This is a genomic window from Caryophanon tenue (assembly GCF_001700315.1).
Lineage (GTDB): Bacteria > Bacillota > Bacilli > Bacillales_A > Planococcaceae > Caryophanon > Caryophanon tenue.
In genome coordinates, this window is sequence record NZ_MASJ01000004.1 from 17,233 (window position 1) to 38,931 (window position 21,699).

A 21,699-nucleotide genomic window follows, 5' to 3' on the forward strand; every position below is an offset into this window, starting at 1 on the left:
TTATGACTCGTTTCAATATTTCTTCATAATAATCAAAAGTAGTTGACGTACCACGACAAATAATCTATCATCAATTCATAGTAATAAACTATGTTTTATAAGAAATTTGGAGGAATCATATATACTATGACCGAAAATCATATTACATTACGGAATTTGCACAAAGCATTTGACGTAAAAAAAAGCGATCCTGTTATCGCGCTCGACAACGTAAACTTTACAATTCAAAAAGGTGAATTCATTTCACTGCTCGGTCCGTCCGGCTGTGGAAAGTCTACCCTCTTAAATATTATTGCCGGCTTAGAAAAACAAACTTCGGGTGATGTACTTGTAAATGGCCAACCAGTAAAAGGCCCAGGCAATGACCGCATTGTTGTGTTCCAAGAGTCTGGGCTATTCCCGTGGATGAGCGTTATTGATAACGTGATGTACGGCTTACTCATTAAAGGCATGCCAAAAAAGCAAGCGCATGCAAAAGCGATGGAATGGTTATCAAAAGTTCATTTAACCAAATTCGCAAATGCCCAGCCACATGAATTATCAGGCGGTATGAAGCAACGTGTTGCAATTGCACGTGCGCTCGTAATGGACCCAGAAATCTTATTGATGGATGAGCCATTCGCAGCACTTGATGAACAAACACGTATGGTGCTACATACAGAGCTTGAAAATTTATGGCGTGAAACGAAGAAAACGATTATTTTCGTGACACATAACATTCGTGAAGCTGTCGTATTATCAGATCGCATCGTGCTAATGAAAACGCGTCCAGGTGGCATGAAAAATGTATACGACGTTCAAGCAGCGCGTCCACGTACAGCGGATAGTTTAACGATTAACTTAGAAAATCGTATTTTAGAAGAACTCCAGCAAGAGATGGAGAAAGTATTGAAGGAGGAGTTCGGCAGTGAGTACAGCCTTAAAACGAATCGGGTTCATAGTGATCCTGATCGCGATATGGGAAGCAATATCTAAAGCAGCTATTTTCCCAGCCTTTATGTGGCCACCATTTATCATTCCAAATGATCCAGGTGGTACAACTATTATTAAAACCTTTATTGACGGTATTATGTCTGGTCAATTATTAGATGCAACATGGGTGTCATTAAGTCGCTTATTAATTGGCTTCTTAATTGCTGTTGTACTCGGTTTACTGCTCGGCTTTTTAATTTACAAATATAAATTAGTCGATGATACACTTGGCTTTTTCGTTACAACATTACAATCGATTCCAAATATCGTCTGGTTCCCACTAGCGATTTTATGGTTCGGGTTAGGCGTATCGTCTGTTATTTTCATCGTTGTACTTGGTGCAACATTGTCCATTACAATTGCCGCGAGCACAGCCTTTAAAAGTGTGCCACCGCTTCATTTACGTGTTGCGCGCACAATGGGCTCAACAGGCTTCCATTTATTCCGTACAATCATTTTCCCTGCAACGATCCCTCAGCTCATTTCAGGTTTCCGCGTGGCATGGGCACTCGCATGGCGCGCAGTTCTTGCCGGTGAGTTATTAGGCGGTAGCGGTGGTTTAGGTACATTACTTGACCTTGGACGTTCATTACAATCAATGGACTTAGTCTTTAGCATTATGATCATTATTGCGATTATCGGTTCACTTATCGATAACTTCGTATTCGTAGCAATCGAGAAAAAAGTATTACGCAAATGGGGCATCACACCACGCGCGACAAACTAGGAGGATTTCGTATTATGAAAAAACATTGGTTATTATCAGCAGCACTATTATCAGCACTTACACTTGCCGCATGTGGTGGCGAAGAGGAAACACCAACAGCAACAAACGACGCAGAAGAAATTCGCATCGGCTACTTCCCGAATATGACACACATTTCAACAATCGTTGCGCTTGAAGAAGGCTTCTACGCAGAAGAATTAGGCAGCGATATTGAAATTACAACATCAACTTTCTCTGACGGTTCAAGCTTTATGGAAGCCATGTCTACAGACAATATTGATATTGGTACAGTTGGTCCGACACCAGCATTAAACACATACTTAAAAAATCCACAGCATGAAATTGTTGCAGGTGCGGTTAACGGTGGTGCGGTATTAGTTGTTCGTGCAGATGCAGGTATCGAAACATTAGAGGATTTAAAAGGAAAGAAAATCGCCATTCCAACATTCGGTTCAACACAGGACGTTGGTTTACGCAAATCTCTTGAAAAAGCTGGTTTAACAGGTGACGATGTCGAATTATTAAAACAAGCACCAGCGGATACAGCTTCATTATTCCTACAAGGTGAAGTGGATGCAGCTGCAACACAAGAGCCTTGGGGTGTAAATATCGAAACAAATGCAGGCGCGATTTTACTTGAAGGTCCAGATGAATTTGCATGGGGCAATGAATCAACAAATACAGTTGTTGTTGCAACGAAAGATTTCTCAGGTGAAAACCCAGAAATTACAGAAGCGGCATTACGTGCACATGCAAAAGCCGTAACGTTCATTCAAGAAAATCCTGAAGAAGCGATTCAAGTATTCTTAACACACATTAAAGAAATTACAGGTAAAGAGCTTTCTGAAGAAGAAGTAACAAAAGCATTTGACCGCTTAACAGCGACAACAGAAGTAAATGAAGAAGTAATCCAAGAGATGGCATCTATTTCTAAAGAAGCTGGCTACAGTACTTCTGATGATATCGAAGGTTTAGTAAATCTATCATTTTTAGAAAACGCAACGAAATAAAAACATTGAGGCTTCCGCACAATACACGCGGAAGCCTCTTTTTTTTAATCGTCGTCGTTATCGTCATCGTCGTTATCGTCATCATCATCGTCGTTATCATTGTCATCATCGTTGTTATTGTCGTTATTGTCGTTTTCAATGATATCGTTATTATTATCGTCGTTATCGTTATTATTATTGTCATCATTACATGCAGCGAGTGTCAATGTTAAAAGTGCCGTCGCTAAAAGCATCCACCATTTCTTCATCTTGATTCCCCTCCCCTCCTGTTACTGATTTCCCCGTCTTAAAAATAAATGAAACCTCTTCCCCTTTATTTGCAACCTACGTACTATTTCGATTACGATAAAAAGAGACAGGAGGAATAACGATGACACAACGGATTTTAGTCGTAGAAGATGAACCACAAATTGCGCGCGTTTTACAGCTTGAACTACAATTTGAAGGCTATGAAGTTACCATTGCCCATACTGGAACAGATGGATTAATTGCTTACCGAGAGCAATCCTTCGACCTTGTTCTTTTAGATATTATGCTCCCTGGTATGAACGGTTTAGACGTGCTAAAGCGCATTCGTACTGATGAACGGATGACACCGGTTATTTTATTAACGGCTAAAGGAGATACACACGATAAAGTTGCCGGGCTTGATTTAGGGGCAAACGATTATATTACAAAACCATTTGAATTTGAGGAACTGCTTGCACGAATTCGCAGTGCGCTACGCTTTAGCCGTCCGCTGCAACGTAGTAATATCGTTACAGCAGGTGCGATTCACGTAAATGCAGATGCGCGCACCGTTTCTTATAACGGGCAAACAATTGATTTTACGCAACGTGAATTTGATTTACTATTGCATCTAGTGCGCCATAAAAACAGCGTGCAGTCGCGCGAGCAATTGCTAAATGCCGTATGGGGGTTTGATTACTACGGCGACACAAATATTGTTGATGTCTATATTCGCTATTTACGCCAAAAGCTCGACAACCATGTCATTCAAACGGTTCGTGGTGTCGGATACATCGTAAAGGATGATGCGTAGTGAAGCTTTCAACGAAAATTCATTTATATTCTACCGCAGTTACATTTTTTATTGTCGTGTTAAGCTTCAGCGCCATTTATATTGTGTATGAACAAATGGCCTATAAAACCGAATATGAACAATTAATCAATCGCACTGAGCAAGCATTGCCTCTGCTACAAGAAGCGACAACTGAACAACAAACGACCGCCATTTTACGCACGTATTTACCACCCAATGGCGATATTCGTGTTACGAATACACAAAATGAAACGGTCCTTTTTGTGAAAGGCAGCACATTTGATGAACGTTTACCGACGACTACACTGACGGGACATCATGTAGAAACGTGGGAGCAGCACCCTATTTTACAAGCGTCCATCCCTGCACTGTGGGCGACCGGTGAAGTCGTTACATTGGAGCTTGCGCAACCACTTATGGATATTGAGGACAATTTACATTTACTGCGACTAATTTTAATCGGCATTGCCTTTTTATCGCTCATGCCCATTTATGTAGCGAGTGTCGCACTTAGCCGCACAATCCGCAAACCGATTGAACGCTTAAATACAACGATGCAACAAAATATTTTGAACGGCTCGTTCGCTCAATTAGAAGGCAAGGTAAAGCGCGATGAAATTTCGCAATTAAGTGCAACGTATAATGATTTAATGTCGCGTCTTCAACAAAACCATCATTTGCAGCAGCAGTTTATTGGCAATGCGTCACATGAGCTAAAAACACCGCTAACGGTTATTGAAAGCTACGCAAAATTATTGCAACGTCGTGGTACGCAAGACGCGGCAATGACAGGCGAAGCACTCGATGCCATTACGAATCAAACTGCCAATATGAAACAAATGATTGAGCAAATGTTAGCACTGGCCCGCAATGAAGAGCTTCACGGAGAAATCGAACAAATTGAGCTTGGTACGTGGCTTCCACAATTTGTAGCACCACTTCAGCAAGCATATAGTCGTGAAATCCGTATTGAAGGTACGCCGTATACCCGTACAATTGCCGTTGCGCCATTTCAGCAATTACTCTTAATTTTTTTAGAGAACGCGATAAAATATAGCGATAAACACATCATTGTGACATTGCATGCACCGTCAGAAATTCGGATTCAAGATTTTGGTGCAGGTATCGCAGCCGAGCATATCCCTCATTTATTTGATCGCTTCTATCGTGTCGATGAAGCTCGAAATCGTTCTACAGGTGGCACTGGTTTAGGTATGGCAATCGCCAAACAATTAGCAGACCAACTTAATATCCATCTTGAAGTGGCTAGTACAGTTGGTCAAGGTACGACTATTATTTTACGTTGGAGGGATGTTGCATGAAAAAACTGATCGTTGTGCTACTCGCCATTGCTGTTGTCATGTTTGTCGCGCTACAACTTCTCCCACAGCAACAGCCCATTAGTGATGAACAGTTAGCTGAAAAAATACGTACGGTTTATAACGGTACGTTAATCGACCAACAAGGCACAACCATTACATTTGAAACGACGCTCGGTGAATATCAAGCATCGTTAACAGATGAAGGCCAAATTGTGAGCGTTGAGCAACTAACACAATTTGTACCACCCGCTGTTGAACAACCTCCTACTGAGCAACCGCCTACTTTATTAACGAAGGACGAAGCGGTTACGCAAGCCATTGCTGCCTTTCCAGGTACAGTGGAACAAGTGGCGTTTATTGAAAATAATGCAGGTGGTTATTTTTTAATTGAACTTGAAAATGACACAACGGAAGCTGAAGCTGAGGTCGAAGTACATGCGATCACTGGTGAAGTTTTGTCGATTGTTTATGATGATTAATGTTTTCTCATGAAATTCTAATGTTTCTCTCAGCGTCCTCTCATATTGCTTTGCTATTCTAGAGTTAACAAATAACAGCAACCCATTAGGAGGAACAACATCATGAAAAAAGTATTTATCGTAGCACCAATCGCAGCTTTAACAATCGCAGCAGGTGGCATTTTTGCCGGTACAACGCTATTCCCACAAGCAGAAGACCGTGTTGAACAACAAGTGGATACAATCGAACGTTCTGTGGAACAAAAGGTCTCAAATACACTAGCAACTGTCGGCATTGACCCAACACGTTTTTCAGATGATGACGACGTAGACCACGCACCAATCGAAACATCTGTAGGCTTTGTTGATATTGATGATGATTTCCGTGAAATTCCAACAAATATTTTAACAGCTGAGCAAGCTGTCGACATTGCGAAAAAACATGCAGCAGGGTCCGTGACTGACATCGACCTAGACAATGACAACAATAAAGCAATTTACACGATCGAGTTTGCAGATGGTCAAACAGAATATGAAGTTGATATTGATGCTGTTACAGGCGATGTTATTGATGTAGAAAAAGATCTGGACTAATTACACAAAAAAAGCCAGCCACATAAAATAACGCTCCCTCAAACGATACGTCTGCTCTATAGCCGTACACAAAGAGAGGCAGACACAACAAAATAAATATGAGACAGAAGTAAAAAACCTTCAGCAATCATCCTTGCTGAAGGTTTTTTTGCGCTACGTGCTACGCCACATAACGGACACGTTTCGTAAGCATAGCTTGTGACAAATAGGATGTTTTAAATTTTAGCACTCTGTCTCGAACACTTTCTTCTCCATCGCTTATAACAACTGGTCACCAAATAATGATGCAATTAATGCGACTGCTACTTGTGCCGTTTTGTTGCGCTCATCTAAAATCGGATTTACTTCCACAAATTCGGCAGACGTGACGCGACCAGATGCGGCAAGTAGCTCCATTGCTAAATGACTTTCACGATATGTTAAACCACCTAATACTGGCGTACCAACACCTGGGCATTCCATCGGGTCAAGCCCATCTAAGTCTAATGACAAATGAATGCCGTCTGTATGTGCTAAATGCTGTAATGTTTGTTCCATTACTGTAGCCATGCCAAGCATATCGACTTCATGCATCGTAAATACTTTAATGCCTAGCTCCTTAATTAGCACACGCTCCCCTTCATCTAAATCACGTGAACCAATTAACACAATATTTTCAGGCTTTAATTTTTTCGCACCGATATTTGTTAATAACTCATGACCTAACCCTAAGTTTACTGCTAGTGGCATACCGTGAATGTTGCCGGTCGGTGATGTGCTCGGAATATTTAAGTCGCCGTGCGCGTCATACCAAATCACCCCTAAATTTTCATGACGCGCTGTAATGGCCGCAAGCGTACCAATCGACATACTATGGTCGCCTCCTAATAGTAGCGGAAAGGCTTCATCATCAATCATTTGCTGTACCGTTTCACGAATGCGAATGCTCGTATTCACAACGGCTGATAAATTTTTTAAGTTTTCATGCGATGCTTCCTCTATTGAACGCTCATCCACAACAACATTGCCGTAATCACGCACATCATAGCCTAGTTTCTCCAAACGCTCGATGACACCAGCATAACGCATTGCTGACGGCCCCATATCTACGCCGCGGCGCGCTTGCCCTAAATCCATTGGTACCCCTAATAATGACACTTTCTTCATCAACTTGTTCTCCCTCCACCAATATGCACAATCAAAATTGCACGAACTTATATTTTTTAAAAATTATCTTATTCACAACATAACAAAAAAACGGCACAAAGCGCAATATACAAACATTAAAGCGCTTTCTTTTAAAAATATTTTTATACATATTTATAAACCATTTATTCATCCACACTATAAAAGTACCGTTCTATTTATGCAAAAAATTAATTTTTATTCATTTATATACGGAAACAAAAAATTTTTCGCACTTTACAAAACAACGTCCGACACTATAAAATTCTCTAAAATGCATTCTTTAAAGCGTATTTACATAAATATACTCTATCACGCACAACAGAAAGGATCGCCCAAATGTATAATTACAAACTCTCTTCTTATTTATACTTTATTATTCCGTCCATTATTGGTGCCTTTTTATTTATGTTTCCGATTAAAGCTGATGACGGTTGGAAAGTCCCGATCTCCATGTTCTCTAGTTGGTCAGCAGGTATCGTCAGCTCTTGGATTGAAGTTTTTGCGCTTGCTCTTTTTGCGATTGCAGCAATCGGTTCTATTATCTTTTACGTTATGCCGAAAAAAACCTCATTTGTGCATAGCCTATTTCAAGTCAATTTATTTTGGACAATTGTGCGTGTGCTGGCGTTTATTTTCGCCGCGATGGTGTTCACACAGCAAGGTCCTGAAATCATTACAAGTGGTGATACCGGCGCGTTATTATTTAACGGTGATGGTGGTCTCGTCACTTTCCTATTTATTATTTTCTTCTTTGCTGGGTTAATTTTACCGCTACTGACAGACTACGGTTTGCTTGAATTTTTCGGTTCGCTACTTGTTAAAATTGTTCGCCCATTATTCAAAATTCCTGGGCGTGCGTCAATTGATGCACTTGCTTCATGGGTTGGTGACGGTACGATTGGCGTATTATTAACAAACGCACAGTACGAGCAAGGAAACTATACAAAACGTGAGGCAGCAACAATTGCGACAACGTTTTCGGTCGTATCGATTACCTTTTCATTAGTAATTATTGAAGAAGTCGGCTTAGCCAATTATTTCCCACAATTTTATGGTTCCGTTGTAGTGTGTGGTGTTATTTTAGCGATTATTATGCCGCGTATTTATCCGCTTCGCCAAAAGGAAGATACGTATATTGATGGAACACCTGTTGATTATAGTCGTGAGGAATTGCCAGCAGAGCATAATTTAGTATCATTCGGTTTAAAAAATGCAATTGAAAAGGCAGACCAAAATCGCAACTTAGCCAAAATGCTCGTAGAAGGTTGTAAAAATGTTGTGCATATGTGGATTAGTGTTGCACCGATTGTCATGGCATTCGGGACAATCGCCCTTATTTTAGCGACGTATACACCGGTGTTTAGCATTTTAGGAAAGCCATTTGAGCCGTACTTAATGTTGCTACAAATTCCAGAAGCGGCTGAGGCTGCTCAAACGATGGTCATTGGTTTTGCCGATATGCTACTGCCCGCCATTTTATCATCGGGCATTGAATCTGAGTTAACACGCTTTGTGATTGCTGTTGTCTCCGTATCACAGCTGATTTATATGTCAGAAGTTGGTGGCTTAATTTTAGGAACTAAACTACCAATTCGCTTCTTCGACTTAATCGTTATCTTTTTAATCCGCACAATTATTGCCTTACCAATTGCTGCTGGTATCGGTCATTTGATTTTTTAACACAAAAAAGAGCGCCACGTTATGAATAAACGTGAGCGCTCTTTTTTATTGTTGTTGTTCTTTGCGAACGTTCTTTAAAAATAGCGATACGACAAATGCGATAATCGCTAGTACTAAACCAAATGTAATGGCGTTTTGAACGCCATTTACCGCTGCTAATGGGTCATTGCTATTATTCGCCATCGTAATAGACATAATCGTTACGGCAATAGCCGTTCCGACTGCACCCGCTACTTGCTGCAATGTATTCATCACAGCCGAACCATCTGGATACAGCGATGGCGGTAATTGATTTAAACCATTTGTCGATGCAGGCATCATCACTAACGAAATGCCGACAAATAAAACGATGTGCATCGCTACAATTAAATACGGTGATGTGTTTGCATCAATTGTACGTAGCACAAATAATGCTGCGACTGCTAATGCTAAACCACCTGGTACCATCACACGAGGGCCAAATTTATCAAATAAATTCCCCGCAACGACAGACATAAATGCATTAATGACACCACCTGGTAATAGCACAAGACCTGCAAATACGGGCGTCAGTAATAATATGTTTTGTAAATAAATCGGCAGCATGACCATTGTTGATAAAATAACAAGCATCACGGCCATTACGATGATTAAACCAAATACGTACATCGGATATTGGAAGACGCGTAAATTTAACATCGGCTGCGCCATTTTCAGCTGCATGACACTAAACATAATTAATGCAAGCGCACCGATACCGACTGCCAATATTACCTCCATATTAAAGAATGTACCTAGCTCTCCTGAAATACTAAAGCCGTACACAATCCCACCAAATGCAATTGTTGATAATACAATCGATGGAATATGAAATTTTACTGGACGTGTTTCGCTGACATTTTCAATAAACTTCACACCGAGTGCAAGCGCAATGAGTAAAAACGGTACACAAATCCAGAAGATAAAGTGCCATGTTAAATCGGCTAAAATAAAGCCTGCTACAGTTGGACCAATTGCTGGGGCGAATACGATAACAAGCCCGATTTTCCCCATCGCAGCTCCGCGTTTGCTAATTGGATATACCATTAAAACTACTTGCGTCATTAACGGTAAAATAATAGCTGTTCCAATCGCCTGCACGACACGCCCTATAAGTAATACGGCGAATGTTGGTGACAATGCGGCAATAATTGTGCCACTGATTGAAAAGAGTAATGATGTAATAAATAATTGACGAGTTGTAAAGCGTTGCATAAATAACGAAGAAATTGGTACGAGTACCCCTAAAGTTAATAAGTAGCCCGTTGTCAGCCATTGTATCGTTGAAGTGGGGGCATCGAAATCTCGACTTAATTCAACAAATGCCATATTTAGCGCTGTTTCATTAAAAAGCCCAATAAAAGCAGCAACTAAAAATGCCGCAATAATTTTTGTACGTTTTGCATATAATTGTTCATTAAAATGTTGTTCCACGGTTTCGCTCCTTTCATACACGTTCGCTATTGTAGCATAAAATTTAACAATTTACGACAGAACTTCACATCCCTTTACATATTTACTACATTTTCTGCATAGCGTATTAATAGTATTTTAGTAAAGTAATTGAGGAAGTACTTTATACATACATTGGAGGAATGACACATTATGCGTAAATGGAGTAAACAATTTGGTGCTTTTGCGGTTGCAAGCACATTAGCAGTAACTGCTTTTAGCACACCATCTCAAGCAGAAACACCAGCACCACAGAAAGAAGAGCCGACAAATGTCATTATGTTAATTATGGATGGTTCAAGTGATAATGTCTCAACATTAGCTCGTTGGTACACAGGTCAACCGAATAATGTTGATGAAATTTTAACAGGCGCTGTTCGCACATATTCAGCAGAATCCGCTATTTCTGACTCTGCACCTGCTGCTACCGCATTAGCCACAGGTCATAAATCAAATTCTGGTTACGTTGGCGTTTTACCGTCTAACATTACAATGCCGGGTGTTGAAGGCTCAGAAGAAGATGCCTTCAAGCCAGTAGCGAATGTTCTGGAAGGCGCACAGTTAAAGGGCATGGCTACAGGTATCGTATCGACATCTGAAATTCAACATGCAACGCCTGCTGGTTTCTCTGCACATGCAACAAGCCGTAGCAATTACGATGATATTGCAGAGCAACAAGTATACCGCAATATGGATGTTGTATTAGGTGGTGGTTTAGCATCGTTACAGCAAACACGTAAAGACGGTGAAAACTTATTACCAGTCGTGGAAAAAAACTATGATTTCGTACAAACACGCGAAGCATTATTAGCAGCAGACGGCGATAAAATCTGGGGCGCATTTGCACCGAGCGCTTTAGCGTATGATTTTGACCGTGAAAAAACAAATCCGGAGCAACCCACTCTTGCAGAGATGACATCAAAAGCAATTGACACATTAAATGAAGATAAAGATGGCTTCTTCTTAATGGTAGAAGGTAGTAAAATTGACTGGGCAGCACACGCTAACGACCCAATCGGTATGGTGACAGACTTTTTATCATTTGACGCAGCTGTTGGTGAAGCTTTAGACTTCGCAAAAGAAGATGGTAACACGCTTGTGATTGCTGTAACAGACCATGCAAACTCTGGTATTACAATCGGGAACACAAATACAAATAGTGGTTACGATAAAATGGACATTACAGAGTATATCAATCCATTAAAAGAAGCGACAATGACACTTGAAGGTGCATTATCACAATTAAAAGAAGATCGCTCTAACTTAGAAGAAGTAGCAGCACTGTACGGCTTAAAAGATTTAACAGCGGCTGAACGTACAGCACTTCAAAACAGCAAAAACTTAAATCAAACGTTCGTTCAGTTATTGTCAACACGTGCAAACATCGGTTTCACAACGGGTGGACATACAGGTGATGATGTATTTTTATATAGCTACGGACCAAATCGCCCAACAGGCTTAATCGACAATACAGATTTAGCGAAAGTGATGGCTGAAACAATGAATGTTGATTTAGCACAAACAACGGATATTTTATTTAATGACGGTGTCGCTACACTACAAGCGAAAGGTTTCGATGTTACAGTGGATACATCTGACAAAGCAAATCCAACACTTGTTGCCAAAAAAGCGAATGTCGTATACACACTACATGAAAATAAAAACACCGTGCAAAAAGACCGTATTTCTAAAAATGGACGCGTGTTATCATTAACGAAAAAATTCAACAGCGTGCACTTCTATAACGACCAGCATTTCTATATTTCAGATGAAGTGGTAAACTTCATTAACTAATCCGATTCAATCGAAGAAAACGAAGCGGCTGGGACAGAACCCTATTTCTGATAAAAAGCGGAACATCTGCCTACGAAACACGTCCGCGATGTGGCGTAGCACCCAAAGCAAAAAAATATCCTTCAGCAGTTGTCATTGCTGAAGGATATTTCCTTTTGTTCCAATCTCTTTTTCGTTGGAAGTTTTACTTATTTATTTAAGTTGTAGAAAGATTTAAGACCGTTGTAACGAGCTGTTGCACCTAATTGGTCTTCAATGCGTAATAATTGGTTGTATTTCGCTACGCGGTCTGTACGAGATGGTGCACCCGTTTTAATTTGACCAGCGTTTGTTGCAAGTGCGATGTCTGCAATTGTTGAGTCTTCTGATTCACCAGAACGGTGAGAGATTACTGCTGTGTAGCCTGCACGTTGCGCCATTTCGATTGCATCAAATGTTTCTGTTAATGTACCGATTTGGTTTACTTTTACTAAGATTGAGTTACCAACGCCTTCTTCAATACCACGAGATAATTTTTTCGTGTTTGTTACGAATAAATCGTCTCCTACTAATTGTACGCGGTTACCAATGCGCTCTGTTAATAATTTATGACCAGCCCAGTCGTTTTCGTCTAAGCCGTCTTCGATAGAGATAATTGGGTATTTTGTTGTTAACTCTTCGTACCAAGCAACCATTTCTTCAGACGTTTTTTCTACGCCTTCACCAGCTAATACATACTTACCAGTTTCTTTGTTGTAAAGCTCTGAAGATGCAACATCAAGTGCGATGCGTACTTCTTCACCCATTTTGTAGCCTGCTTTTTCAACTGCTTCGATAATAACTGTAATTGCTTCTTCATTTGAACCAAGGTTTGGTGCGAAACCACCTTCGTCACCTACAGCTGTGTTGTAGCCTTTATCTTTTAATACTGCTTTTAAGTTATGGAAGATTTCTGCACCGATACGTACTGCTTCTTTAAAACTTGCAGCACCTACAGGCATAACCATGAATTCTTGAATATCAACGTTGTTATCTGCGTGTGCACCACCGTTGATGATGTTCATCATTGGTACTGGTAATTGCTTCGAGTTGAAACCACCTAAGTATTGGTAAAGTGGTACATCTAAATAATCAGCAGCAGCATGTGCAACAGCCATAGATACACCTAAAATGGCGTTAGCCCCTAATTTACCTTTGTTTTCTGTACCGTCAAGAGCGATTAATGCTTCATCAATTACAACTTGGTCTAAAACTGAATATTGACCTTCTAATTCTTCAGCAATGATTGTGTTTACGTTTTCTACAGCTTTTAAGACACCTTTACCTAAGTAGCGGTCTTTGTCGCCGTCACGTAACTCAACTGCTTCATATTCACCTGTTGATGCGCCAGATGGTACGATTGCGCGCCCGAAAGCACCTGATTCTGTGAATACTTCTACTTCTACTGTTGGGTTACCGCGAGAGTCTAAAACTTCACGTGCGTAAACTTGTGTAATAAATGGCATAATAGTTAATCTCCTTGTTTTTAAAAGTTTATATATAGAAAAGCAATGTGCTTAGCTATTTAAAATAAAGCTTTCCCCGTCATTTCGGCTGGTTGTTCAACACCTAATAATTTTAACATTGTTGGCGCTAAGTCCGCTAAAATACCTTCAGAAAGTGTAATATTTTCCTTTGTTACAATAACCGGCACTGGATTTGTTGTATGTGCTGTCATCGGTTGCCCTTCAACAGTTACCACTTCATCCGAGTTACCGTGGTCTGCTGTAATGATAGCGTGACCACCTTTTGCTAAAATCGCATCCACTACACGACCTAAGCACTCATCAACCGCTTCAATCGCTTTAATCGTTGGCTCAAGCATGCCTGAGTGACCAACCATATCTGGATTTGCAAAGTTTAATAAAATGGCATCAAAGCGGTCTGCTTCAATCGCATTTACTAATGCATCCGTCACTTCATATGCGCTCATTTCTGGTTTCAAGTCATATGTTGCAACTTTTGGAGAGGCGATTAAAATACGCTCTTCACCAGCAAATGTTTCCTCACGACCACCGCTCATAAAGAACGTTACGTGCGGATACTTTTCTGTTTCTGCGATACGTAATTGCGTTAAGCCGTTTGCAGCAATCACTTCACCAACTGTATTTTTCAAGTTATCACTTTCAAATGCAACTTGTGCTGTTACATCATCACTATAATGTGTGAACGACACAAACTTCACATTTGTGAGTTCCTTCTCAGATTCTACAAAACCTTGATATTCTGGGTTTGTAAATACTGCGGATAACTGAATCGCACGGTCAGGACGGAAGTTAAAGAAAATGATGGCATCATTTGAGTCGACAGTCGCCACTGGTACAGCATCTTTTGTCACAACAAATGGTACAACAAATTCATCTAATATATCTTGGTCATATGATGCTTGAACACCTGCTTGTGCAGATTCAAAAATCGGACCTACTCCATCAACAATTGCTTCGTACGCTAAGTTTACACGGTCCCAGCGTTTATCGCGGTCCATTGCATAGTAGCGTCCATGAATCGATGCAAACTGGCCAACACCAATATCAGCCATTTGCTTTTCTGTATCTGCAATATAACGAAGCGCTGTATCAGGTGCAACGTCACGACCATCTAAGAAGCCATGTACGAATACATCTTCTAGCCCTTGTTGTTTCGCTAATTGTAATAGGGCAAATAAATGCTCATAGTGACTATGTACGCCACCATCTGATAATAAGCCCATTAAATGAAGCTTACCGCCATGACGCTTCACATGAGCAATTGCGTCTAAAAAGGCTAGAATGTCGAAAAACTCTTTATCGCGAATTGATTTATGAATACGCGTTAAACTTTGATAAACGATGCGACCTGCACCAATGTTTAAGTGACCTACTTCAGAGTTCCCCATTTGACCGTCTGGAAGTCCTACTGCTTCGCCACTCGCTGTTAATGTCGCGTGTGGGAAGTGATTCCAATAACGGTCGAAGTTTGGCTTCTTCGCTTGTGCAACGGCATTCCCGAATGTTTCGTCACGGAATGCGAAGCCATCTAAAATAATTAAAGCTACTGGTTGTTTAGGCATTTGCGCCGGCCTCCACTAATTTCACATATGACTCGACTTGTAAGCTTGCACCGCCAACTAATGCGCCGTCGATATGCTCTTTTGATAATAGTTCTTCAATATTTTCTGGTTTTACTGAGCCACCGTACTGAATACGGATTGCTTGTGCTGTTGCATCATCAAATAGGTTTGCAACGACTTGACGGATTGCACCACATACTGCGTTTGCATCGTCTGCTGTTGCTGTTTTACCTGTACCGATTGCCCAAATAGGCTCATATGCAATGACCATATGCTGAACTTCTTCTGCTGAGAAGCCTTGTAGTGCTGCTGTAATTTGCGCTTCTACTTTCGCTTCTGTTTGTCCCGCTTCACGCTCTGCATCTGTTTCGCCACAGCAAATGATTGGCACGATGTCCACATTTAATGCCGCACGTACTTTTTTGTTGATGGCTTCATCTGTTTCTGCAAAATATTCACGACGCTCTGAGTGACCAAGCACAACGTAATCAACACCGATGCTTGCTAATTGTGTTGGGCTTACTTCACCTGTAAATGCACCTTCTGTTTCGTAGTGCATGTTTTGTGCGCCGATTGCTAAATCTGTTTCATCTGCAATTTCAACTAATGTTGCTAAATAAATTGCTGGTGCACAGATAACCGCATCTACTGCCTCATTTGATGGAATAAGTGATGTTACTTCGTCAACAAAGTCTGCTGCCTCTTCAAATGATTTATACATTTTCCAGTTCCCTGCGATAATTGGTTTACGCATGATAGAACCTCCTTTATATTCTAAGAAAGCATACTGTGATGTAATACTTGGTGCGACGCTTTCTATTGATGTTCATTATTTATCGTTTAATGCGACGATACCTGGAAGTTCTTTACCTTCCATTAATTCAAGTGATGCACCGCCACCTGTAGAGATGTGATCCATTTTGTCTGCTACGTTAAACTTCTCAACTGCTGCTGCTGAGTCACCGCCACCAATAATTGTGTAGCCTGCTGTTTCAGCCATTGCATTTGCTACTGATTGTGTACCGTTTGCGAATTTTTCCATTTCGAATACACCCATAGGTCCGTTCCAAATGATTAATTTAGAATCTTGAATGACTTGTGCATATTTTTTAACTGTTTTCGGTCCGATATCTAAGCCCATCCAACCTTCTGGAATCGCATCAATATCGACAACTTGTGTGTCAGCATCTTTTGAAAATTCGTTCGCTACAACTGCATCAATTGGTAAGTGTAGCTCTACGCCTTTTTCTTTTGCTTTTTCAATAAATGATTTTGCTAATTCAATTTTATCTTCTTCTAATAAAGAGTTACCAATCTCGTAGCCTAATGCTTTCACGAATGTAAACGATAAACCGCCACCAATTAATAAATGGTCTACTTGGTTTAATAAGTTTTCGATAACGCCAATTTTATCTTTTACTTTCGAGCCACCAATAATAGCTGTAAATGGTTTTTCAGGTGCTGATAATGCTTTACCAAGTACATCTAATTCTTTTTGCATTAAGAAGCCTGATACTGCTGGGATGAATTTTGCGATACCTTCTGTTGACGCGTGTGCACGATGCGCTGCGCCAAATGCATCATTTACATACACATCTGCTAAGTTCGCAAATGCTTGGGCTAATGCTTCATCATTTTTCTCTTCGCCTTCGTGGAAGCGTACGTTTTCAAGTAATACGATGTCGCCTTCCTTCATTTCCGCGATAGCAGTTTCTACTACTTCACCGATTGACTCATCTAATTTGTTTACGGGTTTATTCATTAGTTCTGCTAAACGCTCACCTGCTGCTGTTAAGCGCATATCTTCGTTTACTTCGCCTTTTGGTCGACCTAAGTGTGATGCAAGAATCACTTTAGCACCTTGATCCACTAGTGCTTGGATTGTTGGAATTGCTGCACGAATACGCGTATCATCTGTAATTTGCCCATCTTCCATTGGTACGTTAAAGTCTACGCGCACAAATACGCGCTTTCCTTGAAGTTCTACATCTTGAATTGATTTCTTTGCTAACATTAGTTAGGTCCTCCTCATTATTCATAAACTAGCTTCTACAAGCGATTTTAGCAGACTTTGTGCTATTTGTAGAGTAAACACCATAGTTTTACATCGTACGATTTCTTTCATCTATCGACTTGCATAAAAATAGACTTTCGCATACCGCAAAAGTCTATGAAGTTGTTTTCGTAAAGTTATGTAACATGGGACATAAAACTGGGTTGTTTTATGTCCCTATCTATTATATGAGCAATTGTCCAAAAAAGGCTATACTTTTTAAGTGCTAATATGATAAATATGTTACACTTTTTCCTTTTATTACGAAAATGTGTTATTCAGTTTTTATTCTAGTCCTTTTGATGCCACGTATAATGCTAAATCCATTAAGCGAGTTGAGTAACCAATTTCGTTATCGTACCAAGATACCACTTTCGCCATGCGACCTTCCATCACCATTGTCGATAAACCATCAATTGTTGAAGACGCTGGGTTACCATTATAGTCGATTGAAACAAGTGGTAGCTCGTTGTACGCTAAAATACCTTTTAACGGACCTTCTGCTGCTTCTTTTAATGCAGCGTTTAACGATTCAATTGTTACGTCTTTTTCTAATTCAACAACTAAGTCAACACATGACACGTTTGGTGTTGGTACACGCATTGAGAAGCCATCTAATTTCCCTTTTAATTGTGGTAATACTTTTGATACTGCTACTGCTGCACCTGTTGTTGTTGGAATCATTGACACCGCACCTGCACGCGCACGACGTGGATCTTCATGCGGGAAGTCTAAAATACGTTGGTCATTTGTGTATGAGTGAATTGTTGTCATCATGCCACGTTTAATACCGAATGCTTCGTCAATTACTTTCGCCATTGGTGCTAAACAGTTTGTCGTACATGAAGCGTTTGAGAATACTTTCATTGATGGGTCATACTCTTCGTGGTTTACACCCATTACGAATGTTGGCATATCGCCTTTTGCTGGTGCAGAAAGGATCGCTTTTTTCGCGCCCGCTTCTACGTGTTTTGATACATCTTCCATTGAACGGAATCGTCCTGTACATTCTAGCACTACGTCTACACCTAATTCGCCCCAAGGTAAGTTCGCTGGGTCTTTTTCAGATAACACTTGTACACGTTGACCATTAACAATGAAAGCATCTGATTCCGCTTGTACATCTGCATCATACACACCATGAATTGAGTCAAATTTTAATAAATGCGCTAATTGACCTGCATCTGTTAAGTCGTTTACCGCTACTACTTCAAACTCATCATGCTTCATTGCTTCACGAAATACTAATCGTCCGATACGTCCAAAACCGTTAATTGCTAATTTTAATGCCATTGTGAATTCCTCCAATAATATAATTAATTTTTCTTGAATGCGTCTAAAATTTCTTTTGCGGCTGCCTCATCTGTAATAAATGTTGTTTGCTTCGGTGCACTTAAAAAATAGGCACGAATGGCAGCTGCTTTATTTTTACCGCCCGCTACTGCTAAGACGTTTCTACTTTTCTTCACGTGATGTTCGGCAATGCCGATTGCACGTACTTTATGAACTGTATTACCCTTCTCGTTGAAATAATAACCAAAAGCTTCGCCGACTGCGCCAACTTCTTCTAAGTAGCGCATTTCAATATCGCTTACTTGTCGACGTTGTGCCATCGTATCAGCACGGCCAATACCATGAACGACGATTGCTGTTTCTTCGTAAAGCGTCAGCATTTCCTTGACCATTGGCTCTTCTTTTAACGCTAAGTAAATGTGTTCACTTAAGTTTTCTGGTAAATACAATGTTTTATAAGCACTGTTTGTTTTTGCTGCAAAGCTCGCAGCAAGTGTATTCGCTTGTCTACGCATTTCATGACCGATACTACCACGAGCAGCAATAAACTGAACATCTTTCGCAACATCACTTTCAACGAGGAAGTTTTCCATCGCTTCGATTGAACTACCGCCTGTAACAGCGATTGTGTCGTGTGGTTGCATCGTATTCATTAATTCATTTGCAGCTTGTTGCCCCATTAACATACGTGCATGTTGGTCTTCATCAGTATCACCTGGCACGATAATAACACGCGCAATACCAAAACGGTGACGTAGCATTTCTTCTAGCTCCGAAATCCCCGACCATTCGTAATAGAGTGGACGAAGTGTTTCTAATACTTCCATACCCACTTCTGTAACATACATACCCTTTGTCTCGGCAATTACTAACCCTTGCTTACGTAAACGCTCTGTTTCTGTGCGTACTTCACGCTCCGGTAAATTCAGTAGCTCCGACAACGGGCGTCTGCCAATTGGTGCTGACAGTTGAATCATTTGTAAAATGCGATAACGTACTTGTAGTAAAGATTGTAACTCTGGTAATAACTTTAATTGTGCTTCTTTTTCTAACATTTTCTCCACTTCCTTTTAATTAGGGACGCTTTTTAACCCATTATAACATATTAAGTCCCACTAGAAGCAAAAAAAATAAACTTTCTATTGCTATTGTAATCTAACAACCATGCTTTTGCAACAATTTGCTACGATAAAACATTTTTTTGTTCGACTGTACTATAAAACAATTAAAAAGAAGATAACTGTTATTACACTGTATCAGTTATCTTCTAATGCTTCAAGTATCGTTACATAATCGATGTGCCCATATTGTAAAATGTGTCCATCTTTTTCGACAACCGGAATCATGAGACAAAAACGCTCGTGCAGTACAGGGTATTGTTCTATATTAATCTCTTCGTATGTAAATGAAATATCTTGTTGGACCATCTGTAATGTGCGGCGCGCGTCGTCACATAAGCTGCAGCCCGGACGCGAATACAATTGAAGTTGCATATCGTTTCAGCTCCTTTTCTATAAAAGTATAAAAAAAGAAAGTTGCCGATGCAATTCATCAGCAACTTTCTCATTATAGTACTTTACTTAAAAATAATTGTGTACGTTCGTTTTGCGGATTCCCAAATACATCTTCTGGGTGTCCTTCTTCGACGATGTAACCACCGTCCATAAAGATAACGCGGTCACCCATTTCTCGTGCGAAGCCCATTTCATGTGTGACAACGACCATCGTCATACCTTCTTCCGCTAAATCTTTCATAACGGCAAGTACTTCTTTGACCATTTCTGGGTCAAGCGCTGACGTTGGTTCATCAAATAATAATACTTTTGGCTGCATCGCTAGTGCACGAGCAATGGCAACACGTTGCTGCTGCCCACCTGATAATTGTTCTGGGAAGTTATGTGCCTTTTCAGCAAGCCCTACCTTCTCCAATAATGTCATTGCGCGTTTTTCAGCGTCTGCTTTTGACATTTTACGAACTTGCATCGGTGCCATCACAATGTTTTCTAATACCGACATATGCGGGAATAAATTAAACTGCTGGAATACCATGCCAACATCTGCACGAATCGTGTTAATATCACTGCTTGGGTCGTTAATTTTCTTACCTTCAATATATACTGCGCCACCTGATACTTCTTCTAATAAGTTTAAGCAACGTAAAAATGTACTTTTCCCTGAACCTGAAGGACCAATGACACAAACAACTTGTCCTTCATGAATTTCGTAATCAATGCCTTTTAATACATGAAGGTCACCGTACGATTTTTGTAAATTTTCTACTTTAATCATTAAGCGCGCCCTCCTTGCTTACGTGGATTAATCGTGTTATTTGTACGCTTTTCAATATACGCAACAAGCTTTGTCACCGCATATGTTAACACTAAATAAATAAGTGCCGCAAAAATGTATGGCTCCCAGAAACGTTGGTACGTACCAGCGACAATTTTACTTACATATAAAATATCCGGAGCTGCGATAACCATCACTAATGATGAATCTTTCAGTAACGCGATAAATTCATTTCCAAGTGGTGGAATCATACGACGGAATGCTTGTGGTAATACAACTTTACGCATCGCTTCTGAATGCGTTAAGCCCAGCGAACGTGCTGCTTCCATTTGTCCTTTTGGTACAGACTGAATCCCTGCACGGAAAATTTCCGCATTGTACGCTGCACTATTTAATACTAATGCAATAACCCCTGACACGAACCAGCCAAATGACTGTCCGAAAATTGATGGTAATAATGCTAAGTGAATGATGAAAATTTGTACAAGCATCGGTGTGCCACGGAACACATCGACATAAATTTTACATGGCCAGTATAGCCATTTTTTTGTTGAAATTTGTCCTAGTCCTAAAAATAACCCTAGAATCACACCGCCAAGATAACCACAAACCGTTAAGCTAATCGTTACCCAAATACCTTTTAAGTACATTTCGCGGTAATTCCAGATCATTTCCCATTGGATAAAATCTAGCATAATTGTTCCTCCTTCTTCATGACAGACGAAAACCACTCGCTCTAGACGAACGAGTGGCAGACGCTA

The 21,699-nt window shown here is 40.4% G+C and carries 21 protein-coding genes; 9 read left to right on the forward strand and 12 right to left on the reverse strand.

What is annotated here, in order from left to right:
- Positions 1-126 precede the first annotated feature (126 nt).
- From A6M13_RS05690 to A6M13_RS05700, 3 genes are read left to right on the forward strand one after another with little or no spacing between them, the layout of a single operon-like run.
- Positions 127-975 carry an ABC transporter ATP-binding protein gene (locus tag A6M13_RS05690; protein WP_066543723.1) on the forward strand — a complete coding sequence of 283 codons (849 nt, stop codon included), beginning with the start codon at positions 127-129 and terminating at the stop codon, positions 973-975.
- On the forward strand, positions 908-1,699 hold the full coding sequence (locus tag A6M13_RS05695) for an ABC transporter permease (protein ID WP_066543725.1): 792 nt from the start codon (positions 908-910) through the stop codon (positions 1,697-1,699). Before A6M13_RS05690 ends, A6M13_RS05695 begins: the two co-directional genes overlap by 68 nt.
- A gap of 14 nt (positions 1,700-1,713) precedes the next feature.
- Positions 1,714-2,709 carry an aliphatic sulfonate ABC transporter substrate-binding protein gene (locus tag A6M13_RS05700; protein WP_141680902.1) on the forward strand — a complete coding sequence of 332 codons (996 nt, stop codon included), beginning with the start codon at positions 1,714-1,716 and terminating at the stop codon, positions 2,707-2,709.
- Between the two features lie 44 nt (positions 2,710-2,753).
- On the opposite strand, the gene A6M13_RS05705 is transcribed toward A6M13_RS05700, so the two are convergent.
- Positions 2,754-2,957 (reverse strand): hypothetical protein, encoded by a 204-nt coding sequence (locus tag A6M13_RS05705; protein WP_066543727.1) that lies wholly within the window; start codon positions 2,955-2,957, stop codon positions 2,754-2,756.
- 122 nt (positions 2,958-3,079) lie between these two features.
- Between A6M13_RS05705 and A6M13_RS05710 the strand changes: the two genes are divergently transcribed.
- The 4 genes from A6M13_RS05710 (at position 3,080) to A6M13_RS05725 (ending at position 6,125) form a co-directional block, all read left to right on the forward strand.
- A complete protein-coding gene (locus tag A6M13_RS05710) occupies positions 3,080-3,751 on the forward strand; it encodes a response regulator transcription factor (RefSeq protein WP_066543731.1) in 672 nt (223 codons plus the stop codon).
- Positions 3,751-5,073: a sensor histidine kinase gene (locus tag A6M13_RS05715; RefSeq protein WP_066543732.1), complete on the forward strand. Its 1,323-nt coding sequence runs from the start codon at positions 3,751-3,753 to the stop codon at positions 5,071-5,073. The genes A6M13_RS05710 and A6M13_RS05715 overlap by 1 nt, the downstream gene beginning before the upstream one ends.
- Entirely contained in the window at positions 5,070-5,552 is a 483-nt protein-coding gene (locus A6M13_RS05720) for a PepSY domain-containing protein (RefSeq protein WP_066543734.1), read from the forward strand. The genes A6M13_RS05715 and A6M13_RS05720 overlap by 4 nt, the downstream gene beginning before the upstream one ends.
- Positions 5,553-5,654: 102 nt before the next feature.
- Positions 5,655-6,125, forward strand: coding sequence for a PepSY domain-containing protein (locus A6M13_RS05725; protein ID WP_066543736.1), 471 nt, complete (start codon positions 5,655-5,657; stop codon positions 6,123-6,125).
- Positions 6,126-6,383: 258 nt separating this feature from the next.
- Here A6M13_RS05725 and rocF read toward each other — a convergent pair whose 3' ends face one another.
- A complete protein-coding gene (rocF, locus tag A6M13_RS05730; RefSeq protein WP_083998238.1) occupies positions 6,384-7,271 on the reverse strand; it encodes an arginase in 888 nt (295 codons plus the stop codon).
- 357 nt (positions 7,272-7,628) lie between these two features.
- Here rocF and A6M13_RS05735 point away from each other — a divergent pair, with 357 nt between their 5' ends.
- Positions 7,629-8,972, forward strand: coding sequence for a YjiH family protein (locus A6M13_RS05735; RefSeq protein WP_066543740.1), 1,344 nt, complete (start codon positions 7,629-7,631; stop codon positions 8,970-8,972).
- Positions 8,973-9,017: 45 nt separating this feature from the next.
- Here the strand turns inward: A6M13_RS05735 and A6M13_RS05740 are convergent, their stop codons facing one another.
- Complete coding sequence (locus A6M13_RS05740; RefSeq protein WP_066543742.1) at positions 9,018-10,424, reverse strand: MDR family MFS transporter; 1,407 nt, start codon at positions 10,422-10,424, stop codon at positions 9,018-9,020.
- A 171-nt stretch (positions 10,425-10,595) separates the two neighbouring features.
- Here A6M13_RS05740 and A6M13_RS05745 point away from each other — a divergent pair, with 171 nt between their 5' ends.
- Positions 10,596-12,236 carry an alkaline phosphatase gene (locus A6M13_RS05745; protein WP_066543744.1) on the forward strand — a complete coding sequence of 547 codons (1,641 nt, stop codon included), beginning with the start codon at positions 10,596-10,598 and terminating at the stop codon, positions 12,234-12,236.
- 188 nt (positions 12,237-12,424) lie between these two features.
- Here A6M13_RS05745 and eno read toward each other — a convergent pair whose 3' ends face one another.
- The 9 genes from eno to A6M13_RS05790 form a co-directional block, all read right to left on the reverse strand.
- On the reverse strand, positions 12,425-13,720 hold the full coding sequence (gene eno / locus A6M13_RS05750; RefSeq protein ID WP_066543745.1) for a phosphopyruvate hydratase: 1,296 nt from the start codon (positions 13,718-13,720) through the stop codon (positions 12,425-12,427).
- 59 nt (positions 13,721-13,779) lie between these two features.
- Entirely contained in the window at positions 13,780-15,303 is a 1,524-nt protein-coding gene (gene gpmI / locus A6M13_RS05755) for a 2,3-bisphosphoglycerate-independent phosphoglycerate mutase (RefSeq protein WP_066543746.1), read from the reverse strand.
- Positions 15,296-16,057, reverse strand: coding sequence for a triose-phosphate isomerase (gene tpiA, locus A6M13_RS05760; protein ID WP_066543749.1), 762 nt, complete (start codon positions 16,055-16,057; stop codon positions 15,296-15,298). The genes gpmI and tpiA overlap by 8 nt, the downstream gene beginning before the upstream one ends.
- Positions 16,058-16,132: 75 nt before the next feature.
- On the reverse strand, positions 16,133-17,317 hold the full coding sequence (locus tag A6M13_RS05765) for a phosphoglycerate kinase (protein WP_066543753.1): 1,185 nt from the start codon (positions 17,315-17,317) through the stop codon (positions 16,133-16,135).
- Positions 17,318-17,641: 324 nt separating this feature from the next.
- Positions 17,642-18,649: a type I glyceraldehyde-3-phosphate dehydrogenase gene (gap, locus tag A6M13_RS05770; protein WP_066543755.1), complete on the reverse strand. Its 1,008-nt coding sequence runs from the start codon at positions 18,647-18,649 to the stop codon at positions 17,642-17,644.
- Between the two features lie 23 nt (positions 18,650-18,672).
- Positions 18,673-19,704, reverse strand: coding sequence for a sugar-binding transcriptional regulator (locus tag A6M13_RS05775; protein ID WP_066543757.1), 1,032 nt, complete (start codon positions 19,702-19,704; stop codon positions 18,673-18,675).
- Positions 19,705-19,905: 201 nt separating this feature from the next.
- Complete coding sequence (locus A6M13_RS05780) at positions 19,906-20,142, reverse strand: glutaredoxin family protein (protein ID WP_066543758.1); 237 nt, start codon at positions 20,140-20,142, stop codon at positions 19,906-19,908.
- Between the two features lie 73 nt (positions 20,143-20,215).
- Positions 20,216-20,938, reverse strand: a complete 723-nt coding sequence (locus tag A6M13_RS05785; RefSeq protein ID WP_066543760.1) for an amino acid ABC transporter ATP-binding protein — start codon at positions 20,936-20,938, stop codon at positions 20,216-20,218.
- The gene (locus tag A6M13_RS05790; RefSeq protein ID WP_066543762.1) at positions 20,938-21,633 is read right to left on the reverse strand and encodes an amino acid ABC transporter permease; all 696 of its coding nucleotides are present in this window, start codon (positions 21,631-21,633) and stop codon (positions 20,938-20,940) included. The genes A6M13_RS05785 and A6M13_RS05790 overlap by 1 nt, the downstream gene beginning before the upstream one ends.
- Between the last annotated feature and the right edge of the window lie 66 nt (positions 21,634-21,699).